Here is a 19,256-nt window from a genome sequence, read left to right on the forward strand (position 1 = left end):
TTCCATCCTGACAGACCGCCGCCGGTAAGCTCGCAACGCACCGATCGGGGGGATCATCGTGGTCGCGAAGGCTGTTCAGCTCGACGTCGGCGTCCCCGCGGAGAGGTCGATCGCGGAGTGGGAGCGTCGCCACGCCCTGGGAGAGGTGCCCGGCGTGTGGCCCTACGGGTTGGACGGCCTTCAAGCGTTCGCCCACACCCGGGCCATCGATCTCCCCGCGCCCGCGCGCGTGGATCGGCTCCGATCCCGCGCGGGGCTCGGTCCGCGCGTCGAACGCGGCGCCATCGGTATCACGTGGGATGAGAACGCCGCCCTGCGCATGGCGATCGCGAAGCCGCACGACCCCCACGTCAGCGGAGTCATCTGGCTGACGGATGCCGCGGCCCGCGGTCGCGATCTCGGCCGACTCCCCCGGATGCTCGAAAAGTGCCGCGCTCTCTGGGTCTTGAGCGAGGCGCAAGTTCAACCCCTCGGATTGCTCGCCCAGGGGGTTCCGGCTGAATACGTTCGATTCGGTATCGATCATCGGTTTTTCACGGAGCAGCCCTATCCCGCGCGACCTCGTGTCGTCAGCGTCGGGGGTGATCGGGATCGGGACACCGATACCCTTTTCCGGGCGATGTCTCTGATCCAGCGTCGGCGACCCGATGTGGAGCTCCTCGTCCAGACGACCTCCGAAATCCAGCCGCCCGCAGGCGTTCGGAAAGTACGTCACATACCGCATCTGGAGTTACGAGATCTGTACGCCTCGGCGAGCGTCGTGGCCATTGCCACACGTCCGAATCTGCATGTGTCAGGCATGACTGTTTCACTGGAATCGATGGCGACCGGGCGTCCGGTCGTGGCGACACGCACACCGGGAATGGACGATTACGTGGCCCACGGCGACACAGGCCTGCTGAGCGAACCCGGTGACCCGGACGCGCTCGCCGCCCACGTCCTCGAGCTCCTCGAGGACCCGGAGCGGGCGAGGGAGATGGGGCGATTCGCCCGCCGCACGGTGGAGACGCGATTCACCTCCGAGCAGATGACGGCAGCCATCTACGACATCGTGCAGCGCTTCTCCTGAACACTATTCGTCACCGGGCCGGTCCGGTCTCGCCACGGCGGCCGTCCCTGAGCCCCTTACGCAGTGCGCGCCACGGTGCGGCGGAGGTCAGAAGCTGCCTCCTCCCCCCCTGGAGGAGGATCCCCCACGAGACGGCGAGCGCCGAGCGACGCCACCGACGGACGTCGTCTGCGCCGAGGCGCATTCTGGCGAACAACAACCGGTTGCGGATGTTGTAGTAGTAGAACGTCTCCGACTTCGCCCGACCGGCCGCCCGGTCGTCGTGGGTACCGCCTTCGTCATGCACGGCGACAGCTTCCGACAGGACCGAGACCTGGCCTCCCACCTCCAGCACCTTGCGGGAGAGGTCTACGTCCTCCCAGTACAGGAAGTACTCGTCGTCGAATCCACCCACCCGATCCCAGAGCGAGCCGGACACGGCGAAGCATGCGCCCGACACCCACATCATCCGGGGGCGCCCCACATGCCGATGACGGTGTCGCACACCAGCCATCGTGCCGTTGTCGAGGTAGAGATCAGTGCCCTCAGTCCACAGCGAACCGTCGGGGCGGCGGATCAGCGGAGCGATCAGTCCCATCGGCTGAGCGGCGGCAGCAGCCACGAGCGCCCGCGCATCGGGGGCGGGGAGGATCGCATCAGGATTCAGGACCAGGAGGACCGATGCACCTCGGTCCCGTGCGACGGCGGCTCCGCGGTTGACACCCCCACCGAACCCGGCGTTGTCATCCAGCAGGATGGCCGTCCACCCGCGGCGTCCGCAGGCATCTCGCACCCGCTCGCGCTCTTCCACACTCGAGAAACAGTCGACGACGAGGATCTGCAACTCCGGCCACTCCGTGGCGAGTTGACTGACGTTGGCCTCGACAAGACCTGCCGAGCCGTATGACACGACGATGAGCGCAGCAGTCCCCGAGAATTCCACCCGCGCCTCCTTCCCTCGCTCCACCCTAGGCAATCAGCAGCCTCCCCGTTCGCTACTCTGGGAGCGTGGCCAGGGGAGCCGCGGAACCGGAGACGCGATGCCGAAGCGCCGACCACGCGTCATGCAATCGTTCAGGCCGCCACGGCCCACAACGAATCCGTACATCACGATGCTCGATCAGTCGCTCGCCGCGGAGCCGAGCATCGAGCACCTGCCCTTCTCCTGGCGCACTGCCCTCCTGACCCGCGTCGACGTGCTGCACCTGCACTGGCCGGAAGTCATGCTCGAGGGGAACGCACGGTGGAAGCGATGGGGTAAACGCGTTCTGATGCGCGCCCTGCTCGTGAAGCACCGCCTCACCGGCGGGGCGATCGTGAGGACCGTTCACAACATCGAATTGCCCCAGGATGTCGACCGCTCGACCCGTCGCATCCTGGTGTTCATCGAAGACCGCACCGATCACCGCATCGTGCTGAACGACTCGACGCCGACGACAGACCCTACGGCGACCTCCCTCATTCCGCACGGGCACTACCGCGACTGGTTCGCTCCGTATGAGCATGCGGATCGCGTCGCCGGCCAGATCGGGTACTTCGGCCTGATTCGCCGCTACAAGGGCATCGAAACCCTGCTCGCGGTCTACGAGGATGCACTTCACCAGGACGACACGCTCAGCCTGCGTGTCGGGGGGCGTCCCAGCAGCCAAGAACTGGCCGACGTCGTCACCGCAGCGTCCGCTCGGGTTCCTCGGATCTCGACGACACTCCGCTTCCTCGAGGACCCAGAGCTCGTGGAGATCGCAACCTCATCTCAGATGATGGTGCTTCCGTACCGATTCATGCACAACTCCGGTGGTGCTCTGGCGTCGCTGTCGCTGGACCGACCGGTGCTCCTTCCGCGGAACGACGTCAACGAGGCGCTCGGCGCTGAGGTGGGCACCGGCTGGGTGCACCTGTACGACGGCGAACTCACATCCGAAAGGCTCAGGGCGGCGTTAGACGCCACGCGCACCCTGACCGGCTCGCCGGATCTATCGCGACGCGAGTGGAGTCCCGTCGGACGGCTCCACGCCGACGTGTACCGGCGAGCGCTGGCGCACCGTGCGACGCCGATCGATCGACGTGGCCGTGGCTGAACCCCGCATCGTCGTCGCGGTCCCCACGTTCCGTCGCCCGAAGGCGCTCGACTCGCTGCTGACGGCGTTGCGCGATCAAACGCCTGCTCAGACCGCCCGCGTGCTCGTGATCGACAACGACCCCGCGGGATCCGCGGCCGAGGTCTGCGAACGACACTCGGTCGACTACGTCTGCGAGCCGTCGGCAGGGCTTGCCGCTGTGCGCAACCGCGCCCTGGATGAGAGCCGGAACGACGACGCCCTCGTCTTCATCGACGACGACGAATTGCCCGCGGCCGGGTGGCTCAGGGCATTGGTCGATCGGTGGGAGAGCAGCCGGGCGTCGGCTGTGTCGGGACGAGTCGAGTCTCGATTTCCGGAAGGCTTCTCCGATCCTTGGATTCGCGCCGGTGGCTTCTTCAGCAGAGTGGCCTTCGCGGACGGCGCTACTCAGCCGTTCGCGCCGACGAACAACCTCTTGCTGGACCTCTCGTTCACGAGGTCGAAAGGTTTGCGCTTCGACCCCGCCTTCGGGATGAGTGGCGGAGAGGACATCCTCTTCACGACGCAGATCGTCGCCGCGGGGGGCACGATCGTCTCCTGTCCAGCGGCTCTGGTCTACGACGACGTCGCCGCTGATCGGCTCAACCGCTCCTGGGTTCTGCGCCGCGCCTACCGCGTCGGCATCAGCACTGTCCGGGCCGATCTCGTCGATCGACACGGGCTAGCACGCCGTGCGCGTTGGATCGCTCGGGGTGCAGCGCGCCTCGCCGCCGGATCAGGTCGGTGGCTGTGGGGTTCGCTGTCCCGCTCCGACAAGCATGAGGCGCGCGGCGCTCGTGCCGCAGCACGTGGTGCGGGCATGGTGATGGCGGCGTTCGGAGCGGACTACGCCGAATACGCTCACCGTCGCTGAGCGGCAAGATTCCGCGCGCGAAGAGGCGGCGTCAAGACGTCACATCGGTGTAACACGTATTCGCGCTACACTGATGGTCTGGGAAGCGAGCTGGGGAGTTCGCTACTGATCTCTGGGGGATCAATTCATGACGCTTCGCGTTGGCTATGCCGCTGGTGCTTTCGACCTTTTTCACGTCGGGCACCTCAATATTCTTCGTCACGCCAAAGAGAACTGTGACGTGCTCATCGCGGGAGTGGTGAGCGACGAGATGCTCCGTGAGGTCAAGGGCGTTCAAGCCATGATCCCGACGCATGAACGCGCGGAGATCGTCCGGCACATCTCCTACGTCGACGCGGTGCACATCGAGACTGTGCCCGACAAGATGGACGCCTGGCGAGATGTGCATTTCACGCACTTCTTCAAGGGTGACGACTGGCGCGGCACCGAGAAGGGTCTGCGGCTCGAGCGCGAGTTCGCCGAGGTCGGTGTGGAAGTCGTCTACTTCCCCTACACCGCGCACACGTCGAGCACCCAGCTGCGGACCGCCATCGACATCTTGAGCCGCCCGATCGGCACTGAGCTGCGCGCCTGACTCCAGCGTGCCCTCTGAACGTCCCTACGTCGGCGAGATACCCCCGGTACACGACAGGGCCGACCCCTGATGGAGGTCGGCCCTGTCTGGGTGCCGGAGATCAGTCCGTAAGGAACGTAAGACCGGTGAGTGTCTTCTTGTCCAGAGTCGCCCCGTTTTCCGGTGCGTAGACGCGGGTGCTGATCGTCCCCGCCACGACATCGAACTCGGACAGTCTCACCGGGTTGTTGAAGTTGGAGTGCAACGTCTGAAGAAGGTAGGCGACCTTGTTGCCCTTGGCGGTCGTGACCACCTTCGACGCGACGCTGCCCACGTGGCCGCTCGTCACGACCTTCACGTTTGCGTATGGAGCGACCAGCCGGTCGTACAGATACTGGGGCGAGGCATCGCCGTAGTGCCAGCGCAACAGCGACTGTCCCGCACCATCGATGTCCCCCGCAGAGTTCAGGTACGAGTGGGTCTGGATGATCACGTTGTCACCGCTGTGAGAAGTGATCACCTTCTCCGCCCAGTCCACCACTCCGGCCCGCGGCCAGGTTTCGAGGTTCAGCACGAGCCACGTGGCACCCTCCGCAGAGAACACCGAGTAGGTGTTGTCGACCTTGCCGTTCTCGTACGCTCCCGCCACCGCGCCATAATCGGCGGCCTTCCAGAACTGATTGAATGTCGCCGTTGTGCGCAGGTATTCACGCGTCCTCTTCGAGTCGCGAGCACCCCCGCCAGGGCCCGTCGCCATCGCATCGTGGTTACCGATACTCAGCTGGTACGGAATCCCCGCCGCTTCCAGCGGGTCGAGGCCAGCCTCGGCCTTCACGAACTGCTCGTGCGCAGGGGTGTCCCAGTTCACGACGTCGCCCGTGTGGGCGACGAAGCGCAGATCGAGAGCATCCTTCTGCGACACCAACCATTTGGTCCGGTCGAGGAGACGGTTTCCCGACCAATTGAACACCTCCTGCTGCGTATCCGGATACGTGGCCAGGGTGAATCGGCCGTTCCCGTCACCCGGCTTCGGAACGGTGGGCTTCGGCGTCGCTGTCGGCGTAGGCGTGGCGGTCGGCGTCGGCGTCGCAGTGGGCGTCGGCGTCGCTGTCGGCGTGGGCGTCACAGCCGGCGTGGCAGTCGGCGTCGGCGTCACAGGCGGCGCCGCAGCCGCGACAGACGGTGCGTACCAGGAGTACTCCAGGCGGTAGCCGGCCGCCACATCGCTTCGCTCTTCGGTGTCGCCGAACGCCACGGTGTGCAACGCTCCCTTCACCGCTCGGGTCATCTTGAGCGCAGACGTGCAATCTGTCAGGGGTTTCGGCGACACGTAGCCGACCGCTCCACGGCCTTCCCAGCCGGCGGCCAGCACTCCGTCATATTCTGCCTGCCACAGCATCCACGCGTGGTTCTTCGAAGACCCCCGGTAGGCGTCGTACAGCGGTACCAAACCATTGGCGGGCTTGCTCGATGCTGCGAAGGCCTGACCCGTCGCAGCGAACCCCGCCGCCTTGGCCGCGGACTTCTGCTGGGCGGTCGAAGCGAACATGACCACGCCGCGATCGTCCTGCCAGCGCTCCACGGTGATGTCGGTGGCGAAGCAGCCGGTCGTGGCTGCCTGCGCGGAAGCACTCATGACGACCACCGACCCACTGGCCACGAGCGTCGTCGCAAGGAGGGCGGAAAGGTACCCCCGCCTGCGTCGGCTCTTCATTGCTTTGCGGGTCTCTGAACGTATGGTCATGGTCTCCCTCTCGCGGTTGGTAAGCACGCGTCAGGCACGCGTCGGGCGGTTGGTTCACCCGTGAACACGGTGAACGCCGGCCGATTCGGGTGGGCCGATGTTCCCGCAGGCTAAACCTTAGTTGCGGTGTGTTTCGACCTTGTACCCGGTGAGAGCATTCTCACGCATGCAAAGAACGCGCCAATAGAGCCGAAGGTCCCGTGGAGGCGCTTCGTCTCCCGCTCGACGATCGGGGCGGCCGGCCTACAGCTCGCCCGGCGAGATCGCCTGGGTGTCGAGATCCTCGACGAACTCGCGCAGCGGGCTCTTTCGGGCACCGGCGCGCTTGGGCGCGTAGACGACGAGCGCGTGGAACACGAAGCGCACGAAGAAGGCGATGACGAGGGTGATGGCCGCCGCGATCACGCTGGAGAAGTGCCACGAGTGCACCATGAGCGCGACCACGGGGATGCGGACGAGCAACTCGGCATTGTTGAAGGTGAACGACTTCGCGAAACGCGACCAGACGCCGGATGCCGCGCCCTTCATGTCTTGGAACACGAAGCGCTCGATGAGCACGAAGTTGCCGATGATCGTCAGCTCGGAGGCGATGATCATGCCGGCGATGTAGCCCATCCCGAAGTGGGTGAAGAGCCACAGCAGCGCCAGGTTCGCCAGCGCGCCGAGGCCGCCGATGATGGCGAAAAGCGACATCTTGCCGAAGCGCAATGCCGTCAGCTGCGCGATGAAGTTGAGCCCCTCGAGGAAGGACGCCTTCGACTCGCCCGCGTGACGGCCCGCGAACTCGAACGGCACTTCGCGCACGCGCAGCGTCTTGCGGGCGAGCATCTCGAGCAGGATCTTGAAGCCGCGCGGGGCGAGGCCCTCGATGTCGATCGCCCGACGATCCACGAGGAAGAACCCCGTCATCGGGTCGGTGACGTCCTTCAGACGAATGGGGAACATCGACTTCGTCAGCGCGGTCGAGGCCTTCGACACCAGCACTCGGGTGTTGTCGGCCAGGCCCGTGGCCCGTCCGTTCCCGACGTACCGCGACGCGACGACCATGTCCACACCCCCACGGACGTAGTCCGCGTAGAGCGCAGGGATCTCCTCGGGCGGATGCTGCAGGTCGCCGTCCATCACGATGCACACGTCGCTCTGAGCCGCGGTGATGCCTTCGACGACCGCGCCACCGAGTCCGCCGGCTCCGTGCGTGCGGTGGATCATACGGACGGGAAGGGACGCGGACTCTGCGACATCTGTGATCGTCTGGGGCGTGGCATCCGTGCTGTCATCGACGAAGATGATCTCAGCCTGGATGTCGCGCACCGCCTGCGTGACACGACGGACGAGCTCCGCGATGTTGGGAGCTTCGTTGTACGTCGGAACGACGATCGAGAGTTGCATCACAGAAGATGTTCCCACGCGGGAAACCCGGGAATCCAACCGTGGACGGATTCCATAGCGTACCCACAGCCATATTCACCTGCTGTTCAGGCTCCCACGCCTCACTCAGTCAGGATCTCGTAGCCTTGAACCATGTCTGATTCCACGATCACCCTGTTCGGCGCCGCCTGGTGCAGTGACTGCCGTCGCACCAAGAAGCAGCTCGACGGACTCGGTCTCGACTACGAGTACATCGACCTCGAAGCCGAGCCCGCCGCCGCCGATGTGGCGCGCGAGATCTCGGGTCGCACCCAGATCCCCGTGATCGTCTATCCCGACTCCACCCACCACGTCGAGCCCACCAACGCCGACGTCGAGTCGAAGCTGCGCGAACTCTCGCTCATCTGATCTCGCGATACGCCGGCCTCATGGGCTGGGTCTGGTGAGACTGATGTTGTCGAACGACGTCGTGACCGGCGATGTCGCTCCGCTGGACATGTAGCTCCATACAAGAGGTCGGCCGTTGGTCTGCATCGATGCCGTGGGGTCACTGGCGGTCACCTGCCAACCCGGCTCAGCAGCACCCGCCGGATACAGCTTCGCCGCGAGCTGCGTGGTCCCCGCAACGGTCACAGCGCGGACGACCACGGTGTAGGACGTACCCGGCGCGATCACGACAGCGGAGAGCACCGACGCGAGCGTGGTCTGGGCTCCGCTGGTCCGGCGGACGAGGTCGAGACGTGGCCTACCCGTCGAACCTGCGTAGAGAGTCAGGCGGTAGTCGTCAGCCGTGCTCGTCGCGCGCGGCGAGAATGCCGCGTAGAGCGCGCCCGGCCCGCTGTTCCGGCTCCACGCGACGTCGACGCGGAGTTCGGCGTCGCGAGCGGCGACGGCGTTCAGGGTCGCCTGCGCCGTGGCTCCGGGCGTCGTGAGGACCTGCAGACCCGACCCGGACTGTACGCGGTACATCGACGACGAGCCCGACGCCGTCCACGCACCGCCGGTCTCGGCTGCGCCCCATCCCGCCGAGGTCGTGCGGGTGAACGTGTCCGCCGCGAGCACGGACGGTGGCGGAGGCGGGGGTGCAGCCACGGTCACCGTCGTCGTCGCCACGTGGGTCGCACCATCGTCATCGGTCACGGTGAGGCGGATCGTGTAGGTGCCATCGACGGCATACACATGCGATGCGGTCGTGCCCGCACCCGTCGCGCCATCTCCGAAGTCCCACGCCCAACCGGTGACCGTCCCATCGGCATCCGTCGAACCCGACCCGCTCACCGACACGCTCCGGTCCACCTGCGAGGTCACCGAGATGACCGCCACCGGCGGTGTGTTCGGCGGAGGCAGGACGACGCCCCCGATCCGGGTGACGGCGAGGCGATCCACCGCCACGGTCGATGCGGACGCGGCGGCGCCCGAGACGTAGAAACTCAGCCCGACGCCGCCCGAGGCGACCTGCAGAGCCGGAGTCGAGTCCACGACCGTCCTCTGCCAGGCGGTGGGTTCGGCCGAACCCGTCCAGACCCTCGCGCGCAGCGTCGTCGGCGATGACCCGACTGCTTCGAATCGCAGCATGACGGACTCGCCCACACTCGGCGTCTGCGTCATCCGGTACGTGGCCATGACGGTCTCGATCGCGCCGACCTTGCGGTTCAGGGTGAGATCGGGCGCACCCGCCGCGCGGAAGGTGATCGTGGCGCGGTAGTCGCCGCCCGTCGAAGAGCGCATCCACGCGGAGGCATACGTGCCCGAGCCCGTGACCGCAGGCGTGACTGCGAACGACGCGGTGAGGCCGGCATCACCGGCGACCACGGCGTTCGGAACGACGTTGCGACGGGCGCCGGGCGCGACCGATACCTTTCCCGCGCTTCCGTCGACCGAGAACGACGTGACCGGGGCCGACGCGCCCCAGGACTGGCCGGAGGTCGCACTCCCCCAACCGGCGCTCGTCAACCGGGTGAAGTCGTCTCGCAGCAACTCGTCGTTCGTCGGCGTGCGTGTCGTCCAGGTCGCCGAGGTGATCGAGGTCGTCCCATCGCGGACGACGGCGCGCCACTCGTAGTCCTTGTCCCGGTCGAGCCCAGCCCACGTTGCGGATGCGACGGAGCCGGATGCCGCGGTGACCGTGGCGATCGGCTGGAACGGCGCCGGTTGTGGTGCCCCGATCGCAAACGGCACGGTGAAGGCCGAGTCCGCATCGGTCTCGAACCGGCCGAGATAAGGGGAGTAGGTCGATGCCGTCAGCGTGCCCGCCGCGGGATCGATTCGGTAGGACCGCAGCCATCCGTTTCCCCCGTTCGCACGGGCTTGATAGTCCGACATGATCTGTTGCACGGGCTTGCCGCACGCGTTGTCGTCGACCCGGCGTGATTCGCCGAGATCGCCGTTGTGCTCGTGTCCGTTCAGGACCAGCCGGATCTGGCAGTGTGTGCGCACGAAGCTCTGCCAGGTCGTCTCGGGCGGGGTCCCGCCTGGGCGCTGGGCGACGGTCCGGCGGGATCCGGACAGATTCACGAAGGCATGCGTGAACATGACCACCTGCCTGTCGGGGTGGGCAGCGAGAACACGGTCGGCCCACGCCAGCACGTCAGCCGACGCCTCCCACTCGAGCCCGAGCACCAGCCAGTCCTGACCGCCCGCCGTGAAGAGGGAGTAGTTGTTCATATTCTGACGGTCGGCAGCATCCTGCCCGAACTGGTTCTGACCCATGTAGCCGCCGTATCGCGCGGAAGACGGCGTCCACGTCGCGTCGGCGTAGCGACTCGGCGGGAACCACGTGTCGTATGCAACGTGCGCACCCGTGGCGTTGTCGAAATCGTGATTTCCGGGCACCACGGCGTTGGGCACGTGATTGTCGTCCAGCACCTTGAGGCCGGCAGATGCATAGGGCCAGTGCCCCGCGAACGCCCAGTCGCTCACGAGGTCGCCGAGCTGCACCACGAACTGCGTGTTCATGGCGGCCCGGTTGTCGACCACCCACTGGGCCTGCTGCGCGATGATCGGCGCCCGCGCTGCCGACGTGTAGTTCTGGATGTCCGGCAGTGCGACGATCGTGAATGGTTCTGCTGCCGCCGGGCCGGCTACGGTCGCGCCCTTGACCCGGCCCTCGAAGGTCACGGCGAGCGGGTCTCCGTCGGGGTCGCTGACCCGTACGCTCAGCCTCGGATCCGCATCCGGTGAGACGGTCCCATCCACCGGGCTGAGCAACGTCGCAGGATCTGGTGGCGCCGCATTCGCCGGAACAGCGCCGGCCAGCGGCACGATCATGGCCATCGCTGCGACCGCCGCGACGAGCATCGTTCGACGGCCTCGGCGAGCAGTCATCGTCGACCGACGCATGGCACCTCCCAGTTGGTGCGTTATAGGGCGGAGTATTCCACCGGAACCCCGGCTCGACAAGAGGGGTCGCCGCCGTCGTGCCGGTCAACGGCTCGCGTGCAGCCCTAGGGTGAACGGGTGGAGTCAGGACGAGCACTCGAGCGGATGCCGCGGCCCGAGCTCGTCCACCTCGCGGCGATGCTCGAACCGGACGCGAGGCTGTGCCGTCGCGCGCTGACCGGCGAGACCGGGGTCGCCCTGCCGCCGTTCACGGATCACCATGTGCACCTCCACCTGATCGATGAGCGCGCCCTTGCCGCGCACGGGATCGCCGGCGTGGTCGATCTCGGGGGCGATCCCGAGTCGTTCGCGCGTCGGCCGGCCGCGGGCCTCCCTCATGTCAGGTATGCCGGCGCCTTCCTCACGGCGCCGGGTGGCTACCCGGTGGGCCGCTCATGGGCGCCCGCGACGATCACCCGCGAGGTGCGGAGCGCGTCACGAGCTCCGGGCGATCACGCGGGTGCGGCCACAGCGGTCGACGAGCAGGCGGAGTGTGGAGCATCCGTCATCAAAGTGGCGCTGAACGCGGACGCCGGGCCGGTCTTCGACGCCGACGTGCTGGGTGCGATCGTCGCCGCCGCCGTGGCGCGGGGGCTGCCGGTCGTCGCGCACGCGCAGGGTGCGGGCATGGTCGAAGCCTCACTTGACGCCGGGGTCGCCGCACTCGCGCACACGCCTTTCACGACCGAGCTGCCGGATGCGGTGATCGAGCGCGCAGCCCGCTCGCAGGCGTGGATCTCGACGCTGGCGATCCACCGCGGAAGAGCTCATGATGCGGCCCTGGACAACCTCCGCCGCTTCGCCGCCGCGGGCGGGCGCGTGCTCTACGGCACCGACCTCGGCAACGGCGACCTCCCGGTGGGCGTGAACGCCGATGAGTTGGCCGGCCTCCACTCGGCGGGAGTGCGCGGCGGCGCGCTGGTGGCAGCGCTCACGGACCCCTGGCCCGGGGCGGACCCCGGCGTCGACGCCGGGGCGGTCGGCACGTTCATCGCGGGCGATCCGCCGTCCGCGGTCGACGACCTCGCGAGATGGCTGGCCGGGGCGACCGTCGTCACCGCCGAGGAGCTCGTCCACGACGACGGGTGAGGTGCGGGGGCCGGCGCCCGGGGCGGGCGAGGGCGCCGGGGGCGGGGGTGACAGTCAGACCGCGGCTGACGGGCGAGGCATCCGTCTCCAACTCCGCAAGATCGCGCGACAAACGCAGCGTTCGGAGACCTGACTGCGAAGTACGCGCGAATCTGCGGAGTTCCGGGCGGAGCAGACCTCAGGCCTCGTCGAAGAAGGCCACCGCGCTCTCGCGGAACACGCGCGAGCCCGGAGTGTTGAAGTGATGCCTTCCGGGGATCTCCTCGAACCGGCCCTTCGGAACAGCGGCGGCCAGCTGACGCGAGGCCTCGAGGATCGCGTCGTCGGCGCCGGTCGCGAACAGCACAGGCTGCTGGGGCGGATGCTGGGGGTCGGGGTCGGCATCCCCTATCCGCATGCCCTCGGCGAGCGCGATGATCGCCCGCAGATCGTTGCCGGGCACGCGCTCCGCGAGGGTCACGTAGTTGCGGGTCACCTTGTCTTCCACCGGGATGCCGCGCTCGGCGTAATCCCGCGCCTGGTCGATCTGCAGCCGGGCGAGGGGTCGACCATCGGGGATGCCACCGAGCACCGCCCGCGAGACATGCTCGGGGAAGTCGACGAGGAACTGCCAGCCGACCCGGGCGCCGAGCGAATAGCCGGCCAGCATCACGTCATCGAGCAGATAGGTGTCCAGCACGATGAGGAGGTTCTCGACCAGAGCCTTCATCGAGTAGGCGACGGCGTCGTGGGGCTTGTCGCTCGCGCCGTGACCCAGCTGGTCGACGCCGACCACACGGAAGCCCGCCCGGAGCAGGTCGCGGACCCAGCCCGTGTCCACCCAGTTGTCCCGGCAGCTCGACGCGAAGCCGTGCACGCACAGCACGGTCTCGGCATCGGGGTCCCCCCACGAGTACGTCGCGAGCCGGTGCCCCTCGGGCGACATCACGAACTGCGGGGCGGGCATCTCGGTGCGCACCGAGGGCGTGACATCCATGCGCTCCATTATGGGCGGAGCGCGATCCGATGCCGAGGCGCGCTTCCGTCGTCGGGGCGCCGGGTCAGTCGCCGGGGCGCGGAGTCAGTCCTCGAGGTCACGGCCGATCGCCGAGGCGCGGAGTCAGCCGACGCAGCGCCGGGTCAGCGACGCAGCGCCGGGTCAGCGACGCCGCACCGAGTCAGTCGTCGAGATCGCGGTCGAGCTCGTCCTCGGTGAGGCGGTCGCCCGGCTGCGGCGTGCGGAACGCGGGCTTCGTATCGGACTCGTACGGCGCGTCGGTCGACTCGGCATCTTCCGGGTCGACGATCACGTCGGCGTCGTGATCGATGTCACGATCTGCGGCACCCGACGGCGACGGCGATTCGTGAGCGGGCATGAACGGCTCGGCGGAGGACATGCGCGCATTATGCCGCACGAGAGTGAACGCCGAAGGAACCGTCTACGTCAGCGCGACCTCGGCGGCGGTGGCGACCTCGGCGGTCTTCCCCGGCGCCGACTGGAACCCCCAGTAGAGATTCGTGTGCGCGATCACCGCGGGGGCCGGCGGGGCACCCCACTCAGACTTGTCCATGGCCGTGTGCGCGTCGCTGACCAGGACCGTGTCGTAGCCGCGCGCGAACGCGCCGTGGATCGTCGACCTGATGCAGGCGTCGGTCTCGGCGCCCGCCACCACCAGCCGGTCGACGCCCAGGCCGGCGAGCACCTCGTGGAGGTCGGTGCCCTCGAACGAGTCGCCGTGCTTCTTCTGCACACGCGCCTCCCCTTCCGCGGGCACCAGGTCATCGACGAGCTGCCAGACGTCGCTGTCGATCGGCATGCCCTCATCGGAGTGCTGAACCCACACGACGGGGACCGCCTCCGCCCGGGCGCGCTCCACGAGCGCGACGATGCGGTCGATCACCGGCTGCGGCTCCCACGCGGCAGCCATCACGTCCTTCTGCACGTCGACAACCAGCAGGGCCGTTCCGCGTCGATCTTCGAGAGTGGCCATCGGATGCTCCTATCCTGTCGTTGCCCGGAACGGTACTCCGCTCCTCGGACATCGGCGACGGGCATCCGCTCGACGTGGCGAGTCAACCCCCAGGCCCTCCGCGCGACCCCGTCCTACGCTGAAGGCATGACCACTCCCTCCGTTCCGAACGTCACCCTGAACAACGGCATCGAGATGCCGCAGCTCGGGTTCGGCGTCTTCCAGATCCCCGACGACGAGACCACCGCCGCCGTCACCACCGCCCTCGAGGCCGGCTACCGCAGCATCGACACGGCCGCGGTGTATCGCAACGAAGCCGGCGTCGGCCAGGCCATCGCCGACTCGGGCCTCGCCCGCGATGAGCTCTTCGTCACCTCCAAGGTGTGGAACTCCGAGCAGGGCTACGACAGCACTCTGCGCGCCTTCGACGAGAGCCTCGGCAAGCTCGGACTCGATCAGCTCGACCTTTACCTGATTCATTGGCCGAGCCCGGCGCGCGACCTCTACGTCGAGACCTGGCGTGCGCTCGAGAAGCTCTACAGCGAAGGCCGCATCCGCTCGATCGGTGTCTCGAACTTCGAGCCCGACCACCTCGACCGCTTGATCGCGGAGAGCTCCGTCGTGCCCGCGGTCAACCAGATCGAGGTGCACCCCGCGCTGCAGAACCGAGCCGCCGTCGCAGCGAACGCGCAGCACGGCATCATCACCGAGGCGTGGAGCCCGCTCGCACAGGGCGGAGTGCTCGGCGAGCAGGCCATCGTCGACATCGCGGAGCGCCACGACAAGACGCCCGCGCAGGTCGTGCTGCGCTGGCACCTGCAGCAGGGCCGCGTCGTCATCCCCAAGTCGGTGACGCCCGCGCGCATCGCCGAGAACCTCGACGTGTTCGACTTCGACCTCACCGCCGACGAGCTCGCCGCCGTCGATGGGCTCGAGAGCGACGGCCGCACCGGCCCCCACCCGGCCGAGTTCAACCGCTGATCGCTCCGCGCGGCCCCGGGTTACCGAACGCGATGACGAAAGAACGAGGGACGGATGCCGCGGCATCCGTCCCTCGTTCTTCGTCAGCACCCTGATGGGGCGCGGTGTGTGGCGCCCGTTGTCCCGAAGTTCTGCAGACAACGACGCGCACCGCGGTCGCGGCCCGGATTCCTGCGACCGACCCCGCAGGGATCGCCCGCTCTGCAGAAGCTGGGGACGCCGAAGCGGCCCGCGCCCGTCGGGCGCGGGCCGGACGCCCTACGGCGTGGGCATCCCGCCGTTGACGTTGAGGGTCTCGCCGGCGATATAGCTGGACTCGGGAGAGGCCAGGAAGACGAAGGCCGGGGCGAGTTCGGCGGGCTGGCCCATGCGACCGAGGGGCGTCTCCTCGCCGAACTCGGCCAGCTTGTCCTTCGGCTGGCCGTCGGAGACCTGGAGCGGCGTCCAGATCGGTCCGGGGGCGACCGCGTTCACTCGGATGCCCTTCGGCGCGAGCTGCTGCGCGAGCGCCTTTGTGAACGTGTTGATCGTCGCCTTCGTGGACGCGTAGTCGACGAGGTTCTCGGACGGCGAGTACGCCTGCACCGACGTCGTGTTGATGATCGTCGAACCCGGCTTCAGGTGGGGCAGCGCGGCCTTCGTGATCCAGAACATCGCGTACACGTTGGTCTTGAACGTGTCGTCGAACTGCTCGTCCGTAAGGGTGGTCAGGTCTTCGTTGAAGATCTGCTTGCCGCCGTTGTTGACGAGGATGTCGATGCTGCCGAGCTCGTCGACGGCCTTGGCGACGAGCGCCTGGCAGTAGTCCTTGTCGCGGAGGTCGCCCGGGAAGGCCACGGCCGTGCGACCGGCTTCCTCGATGAACCCGACGATGCGCTTCGCATCGACCTCTTCCTCGGGGAGGTAGGACAGGACGACGTCTGCTCCTTCGCGCGCGAACGCGATCGCGGTGGCCGCTCCGATGCCCGAGTCGGCGCCCGTGATGAGCGCCTTGCGGCCGCTCAGACGGCCGGTGCCGCGGTAGGTCTCCTCGCCGAGGTCGGCCTTCGGGTCGAGCTTCGCGTCGAGGCCGGGCTCGGGCTGGTCCTGCTTCTCGGGCTCGATGTCGCTGTAGAGCTTGGTCGGGTCGGCGAGCGTGTACTGGTCTTTCGACATAGGGGTCTCCTTCTCGTTTCGGGGAGCGAGGGCCGCGTCGACGCCGGTGGCAGGTCCGGTGCGGCGATCGGCTCGCTCGTGCTCTTCACGCTACGGGCGTGCCCCCTGGAGACGAGGGGGTTGCGCTGGCGCGGGTTGTCTGCGACGCGTGTGCCGCCCGCCGACTGCGAGACCGCTGCGGCGCGCTGCAACCCACGTCGTCCGCCAGGGTCTCGACGCCGGTCGAGGGTCTCGAGCTCCGCAGAGGTTGCGCGCCACCGAGAGCGCGGCACCCGCGATCAGGTCGCGGAGTGGGCCTCGAGGATCGCGCGGATACGCCCGAGACCCGCGGAGAGGTTCGAGCGCAGTCCCTCGGTGATCATGGGCTCGACGAACCGCATCATGCCCGCGGGGGTCGCCTCGATGGTCGCGCGGAGCTCGGTTCGGTCGCCGGCCGCGGTGAGCGCGAAGATCGACGTCGTCTCCAGCGGCCCGTCGGTGCTGGAGACCACCATGCGACGGGGCGGATCGAACGCCGTCACCCGCCAGTCGAAGTCGATGTCCCGGCCGATGACGTGCAGCCGCGAATGGATGGTGCTGCCGACCCGGACGGGCGGCTCGCTCGTGAGCTCCTCCGAGACGACCGTCGTGTCCCACCGCCCGCGGTTGCCCGACTCGGCGATGAACGCGAAGACGTCCTCGATCGGGTGGGCGATCGACACGGACTCGGTGACGGTGATCATGGGACTCCTCGCAGGCGCGGTCACCACAAGCGTCACACAGGATTCGTGCGTGGGCTCGGGTACACGCGCCCATCTCGTCCACACTGGACACATGTCCCACGCGCCGACGACAGCACACGCCCGGAGGGGTCCGCTCGGACCGGTCGCCGCGGAGCGGGTGAGCGCCGGATGCTACGGCTCGCTCGTCGCGGCATCCACCCTCATCGGGCTGGGCGAGGCCGAGATCGGGTGGCTGATCGCCGTCGTCATCCTGACGAATGCGATCTACTACGCCACCCACGTCTTCGCCTACACGGTCGGCGACAGCAGCGGCGACAGCCCGCTGAAGGTCGCCCGCCACCACCTCCGGGTGAGCGCCCCGATGATCTCCGCCACGTTCGGACCGCTGATCGTGGTGCTGCTCCTCCTGCTGATGGGCGTCGGACAGGAGGTCGCGGTGTCGATCGGTGCGGGCGCCGGACTGGCGACGCTCGCCGCCGTCGCGACGACCGGCGCGGTCCTCCGCGGCGCGCGCATGTGGGAGGGCGTCGCCGTGGCCGCGGTCACCGTCGCCCTCGGGACGGCCTTGATCATCTTCAAGTTCGAGCTGCACTGACGGTCCGACGCCTCGCCGGGCAACCCACGACCCGCGGATAGTCTGAAGGGACCAGCATCCCTCGACGTCGGACACCCGTGACCACTCCCGCACCGCCCGCACCGTCGTGGCGCGCCTGGGTGATCTGGGGCGTCGGCGCCGCGGCCTACATCCTCGCGATCACGAATCGCACGTCGCTCGCTGCGGTGGGCGTCGACACCGCCGACCGATTCGATGCGGATGCCTCGACCCTGTCGATGTTTGCGGTGCTGCAGCTCGGCGTCTACGGGTTCATGCAGATCCCCGTCGGCGTGCTGCTCGACCGCTACGGGGCACGCCCGATCATCACGATCGGCATGGTGCTGATGGCCGTGGGGCAGCTGGTGATGGCGTTCTCGCCGACGGTGGGGATCGCGATCGCGGCCCGCATGCTCATCGGCGCCGGCGACGCAGCGGTCTTCCCGAGCGTCCTGCGCCTGATCGCGACCTGGTTCCCCGCCCAGCGCGCACCGGTGATGGTGCAGCTGACCGGGATCTTCGGGCAGTTCGGACAGATCATCGCGATCATCCCGCTGGCGGCCCTGTTGAAGGCGACGACCTGGTCGATCACCTTCGGCAGCATCGCGGGACTCGGGGTGCTGTTCGCGGTGCTGGTGTTCGCGGTGATCCGCAACCATCCGCCCGACCGCGCCGCCGACGTGTCGGTCAACACCGACACGGGGGCGATCACGGTGGTCACGTCGGCGATCGACAACCGTGTCGGCATCCGCGCGGCGTGGTCGCATCCCGGCACCCGGCTCGCCTTCTGGTCGCACTTCACCACCCCCTTCGCGGGAACGGCGTTCATCATGCTGTGGGGAATCCCGTTCCTCACCGCCGGGGAGGGCCGCACCCGCGCCGAAGCCGCCGGCATCACGACGGTGCTCGTCCTCGCCGGCATCCTGATCGGCCCGTTCATGGGCGCCCTGTCGAGCCGCCTGCCGCACCTGCGATCGCGGGCGCTCGTGCTGCCGACGATCGCCGTGCAGATGGTGGCGTGGCTCGTCGTGATCGTCTGGCCTCAGCCCGCGCCGCTCTGGCTGCTGCTCCTGCTCGTGATCGCCCTGGCGACCGGCGGACCGGCGTCGATGATCGCGTTCGACCATGCCCGCACGCACAACCCCCGTCATCGGCTCAGCACCGCGACGGGAATCACGAACTCCGGCGGCTTCCTGGCCGGCCTGCTCGCGATCTTCCTGATCGGTCTGGCCCTCGACCTCCAGGGCGCGGGCACGCCTGCCACCTTCACGCTCGAGGCATTCCGCCTCGCATTCCTCACCCAGGTGCCGCTCTGGCTCGTGGGTGCGTTCTTCATCGCCTATGAACGCAAGCGCATCCGCATCCACATCGGCCTCGACCAGCCGAAGCGACCACAGCGGGGCTGAGGACGCGGCATCCGCTCCCGTCGCCGACCGGTCGGGACCTAGGCTCCCTGGTCGGGGTCGATCTGCGGTCCGCCGACGACACCGATACCGACCGCTTCATGGTCGGGCTTGGGGTCATCCGGCTTCTTCGCCTTCGGCTCCTCGCCCGGGTCGGCCTCCGTGCTGGGGGCGACCAGGTCGTCGTCGTCGGGCATCCGCTCGTCCTGCTCGCGGCCCTTGTCCTGTGCATCGCTCATGCTGAATCCTCCGTCTGCTCGTCGGTGTCCCCCCAGCGTCGTCCACCATCCGGGGTGCCGCC

At 68.0% G+C, this 19,256-nt stretch carries 19 protein-coding genes; 9 read left to right on the forward strand and 10 right to left on the reverse strand.

Annotated features, from left to right (window positions below; genetic code table 11):
- Positions 1-58 precede the first annotated feature (58 nt).
- Positions 59-1,069 (forward strand): glycosyltransferase family 4 protein, encoded by a 1,011-nt coding sequence (locus ACFM35_RS11210; protein WP_378842011.1) that lies wholly within the window; start codon positions 59-61, stop codon positions 1,067-1,069.
- A gap of 10 nt (positions 1,070-1,079) precedes the next feature.
- On the opposite strand, the gene ACFM35_RS11215 is transcribed toward ACFM35_RS11210, so the two are convergent.
- Positions 1,080-1,991, reverse strand: a complete 912-nt coding sequence (locus ACFM35_RS11215) for a glycosyltransferase family 2 protein (RefSeq protein WP_378842013.1) — start codon at positions 1,989-1,991, stop codon at positions 1,080-1,082.
- Between the two features lie 169 nt (positions 1,992-2,160).
- Here ACFM35_RS11215 and ACFM35_RS11220 point away from each other — a divergent pair, with 169 nt between their 5' ends.
- From ACFM35_RS11220 to ACFM35_RS11230, 3 genes are all read left to right on the forward strand, one after another.
- The gene (locus tag ACFM35_RS11220; RefSeq protein ID WP_378842015.1) at positions 2,161-3,126 is read left to right on the forward strand and encodes a glycosyltransferase family protein; all 966 of its coding nucleotides are present in this window, start codon (positions 2,161-2,163) and stop codon (positions 3,124-3,126) included.
- On the forward strand, positions 3,119-4,021 hold the full coding sequence (locus ACFM35_RS11225) for a glycosyltransferase family 2 protein (RefSeq protein ID WP_378842017.1): 903 nt from the start codon (positions 3,119-3,121) through the stop codon (positions 4,019-4,021). Before ACFM35_RS11220 ends, ACFM35_RS11225 begins: the two co-directional genes overlap by 8 nt.
- A 127-nt stretch (positions 4,022-4,148) precedes the next feature.
- Complete coding sequence (locus tag ACFM35_RS11230; protein ID WP_378842019.1) at positions 4,149-4,595, forward strand: FAD synthase family protein; 447 nt, start codon at positions 4,149-4,151, stop codon at positions 4,593-4,595.
- A 100-nt stretch (positions 4,596-4,695) separates the two neighbouring features.
- Here ACFM35_RS11230 and ACFM35_RS11235 read toward each other — a convergent pair whose 3' ends face one another.
- Complete coding sequence (locus ACFM35_RS11235; protein WP_378842021.1) at positions 4,696-6,318, reverse strand: metallophosphoesterase; 1,623 nt, start codon at positions 6,316-6,318, stop codon at positions 4,696-4,698.
- A 243-nt stretch (positions 6,319-6,561) separates the two neighbouring features.
- Positions 6,562-7,707, reverse strand: coding sequence for a glycosyltransferase (locus ACFM35_RS11240; RefSeq protein WP_378842023.1), 1,146 nt, complete (start codon positions 7,705-7,707; stop codon positions 6,562-6,564).
- 132 nt (positions 7,708-7,839) lie between these two features.
- Here ACFM35_RS11240 and ACFM35_RS11245 point away from each other — a divergent pair, with 132 nt between their 5' ends.
- Positions 7,840-8,094 (forward strand): glutaredoxin family protein, encoded by a 255-nt coding sequence (locus ACFM35_RS11245; protein WP_378842025.1) that lies wholly within the window; start codon positions 7,840-7,842, stop codon positions 8,092-8,094.
- 18 nt (positions 8,095-8,112) lie between these two features.
- Here ACFM35_RS11245 and ACFM35_RS11250 read toward each other — a convergent pair whose 3' ends face one another.
- On the reverse strand, positions 8,113-11,010 hold the full coding sequence (locus ACFM35_RS11250; RefSeq protein WP_378842027.1) for a PKD domain-containing protein: 2,898 nt from the start codon (positions 11,008-11,010) through the stop codon (positions 8,113-8,115).
- A 132-nt stretch (positions 11,011-11,142) separates the two neighbouring features.
- On the opposite strand from ACFM35_RS11250, the gene ACFM35_RS11255 reads away from it, so the two are divergent.
- Positions 11,143-12,153: a hypothetical protein gene (locus ACFM35_RS11255; RefSeq protein ID WP_378842029.1), complete on the forward strand. Its 1,011-nt coding sequence runs from the start codon at positions 11,143-11,145 to the stop codon at positions 12,151-12,153.
- A gap of 178 nt (positions 12,154-12,331) precedes the next feature.
- Here the strand turns inward: ACFM35_RS11255 and ACFM35_RS11260 are convergent, their stop codons facing one another.
- The 3 genes from ACFM35_RS11260 to ACFM35_RS11270 all read right to left on the reverse strand — a co-directional run bounded on the left by ACFM35_RS11260 (position 12,332) and on the right by ACFM35_RS11270 (position 14,123).
- Complete coding sequence (locus ACFM35_RS11260) at positions 12,332-13,129, reverse strand: alpha/beta fold hydrolase (RefSeq protein ID WP_378842031.1); 798 nt, start codon at positions 13,127-13,129, stop codon at positions 12,332-12,334.
- Between the two features lie 181 nt (positions 13,130-13,310).
- Positions 13,311-13,529, reverse strand: coding sequence for a hypothetical protein (locus tag ACFM35_RS11265; protein WP_378842033.1), 219 nt, complete (start codon positions 13,527-13,529; stop codon positions 13,311-13,313).
- Between the two features lie 42 nt (positions 13,530-13,571).
- A complete protein-coding gene (locus ACFM35_RS11270) occupies positions 13,572-14,123 on the reverse strand; it encodes an isochorismatase family protein (RefSeq protein ID WP_378842035.1) in 552 nt (183 codons plus the stop codon).
- 126 nt (positions 14,124-14,249) lie between these two features.
- Between ACFM35_RS11270 and ACFM35_RS11275 the strand changes: the two genes are divergently transcribed.
- Entirely contained in the window at positions 14,250-15,083 is an 834-nt protein-coding gene (locus ACFM35_RS11275) for an aldo/keto reductase (protein ID WP_378842037.1), read from the forward strand.
- A 258-nt stretch (positions 15,084-15,341) separates the two neighbouring features.
- Here the strand turns inward: ACFM35_RS11275 and ACFM35_RS11280 are convergent, their stop codons facing one another.
- Together ACFM35_RS11280 and ACFM35_RS11285 are read right to left on the reverse strand one after the other, a co-directional pair.
- A complete protein-coding gene (locus ACFM35_RS11280) occupies positions 15,342-16,238 on the reverse strand; it encodes a glucose 1-dehydrogenase (protein WP_378842039.1) in 897 nt (298 codons plus the stop codon).
- A 278-nt stretch (positions 16,239-16,516) separates the two neighbouring features.
- Positions 16,517-16,960, reverse strand: a complete 444-nt coding sequence (locus ACFM35_RS11285) for an SRPBCC family protein (protein ID WP_378842041.1) — start codon at positions 16,958-16,960, stop codon at positions 16,517-16,519.
- A 91-nt stretch (positions 16,961-17,051) separates the two neighbouring features.
- Between ACFM35_RS11285 and ACFM35_RS11290 the strand changes: the two genes are divergently transcribed.
- Positions 17,052-17,555 (forward strand): hypothetical protein, encoded by a 504-nt coding sequence (locus tag ACFM35_RS11290; RefSeq protein ID WP_378842043.1) that lies wholly within the window; start codon positions 17,052-17,054, stop codon positions 17,553-17,555.
- A gap of 77 nt (positions 17,556-17,632) precedes the next feature.
- A complete protein-coding gene (locus ACFM35_RS11295) occupies positions 17,633-18,958 on the forward strand; it encodes an MFS transporter (protein ID WP_378842045.1) in 1,326 nt (441 codons plus the stop codon).
- A gap of 38 nt (positions 18,959-18,996) precedes the next feature.
- Here the strand turns inward: ACFM35_RS11295 and ACFM35_RS11300 are convergent, their stop codons facing one another.
- Positions 18,997-19,194: a hypothetical protein gene (locus tag ACFM35_RS11300; RefSeq protein WP_378842047.1), complete on the reverse strand. Its 198-nt coding sequence runs from the start codon at positions 19,192-19,194 to the stop codon at positions 18,997-18,999.
- Positions 19,195-19,256 lie beyond the last annotated feature (62 nt).

Source organism: Microbacterium songi, assembly GCF_042747925.1.
Classification (GTDB): Bacteria; Actinomycetota; Actinomycetes; order Actinomycetales; family Microbacteriaceae; genus Microbacterium.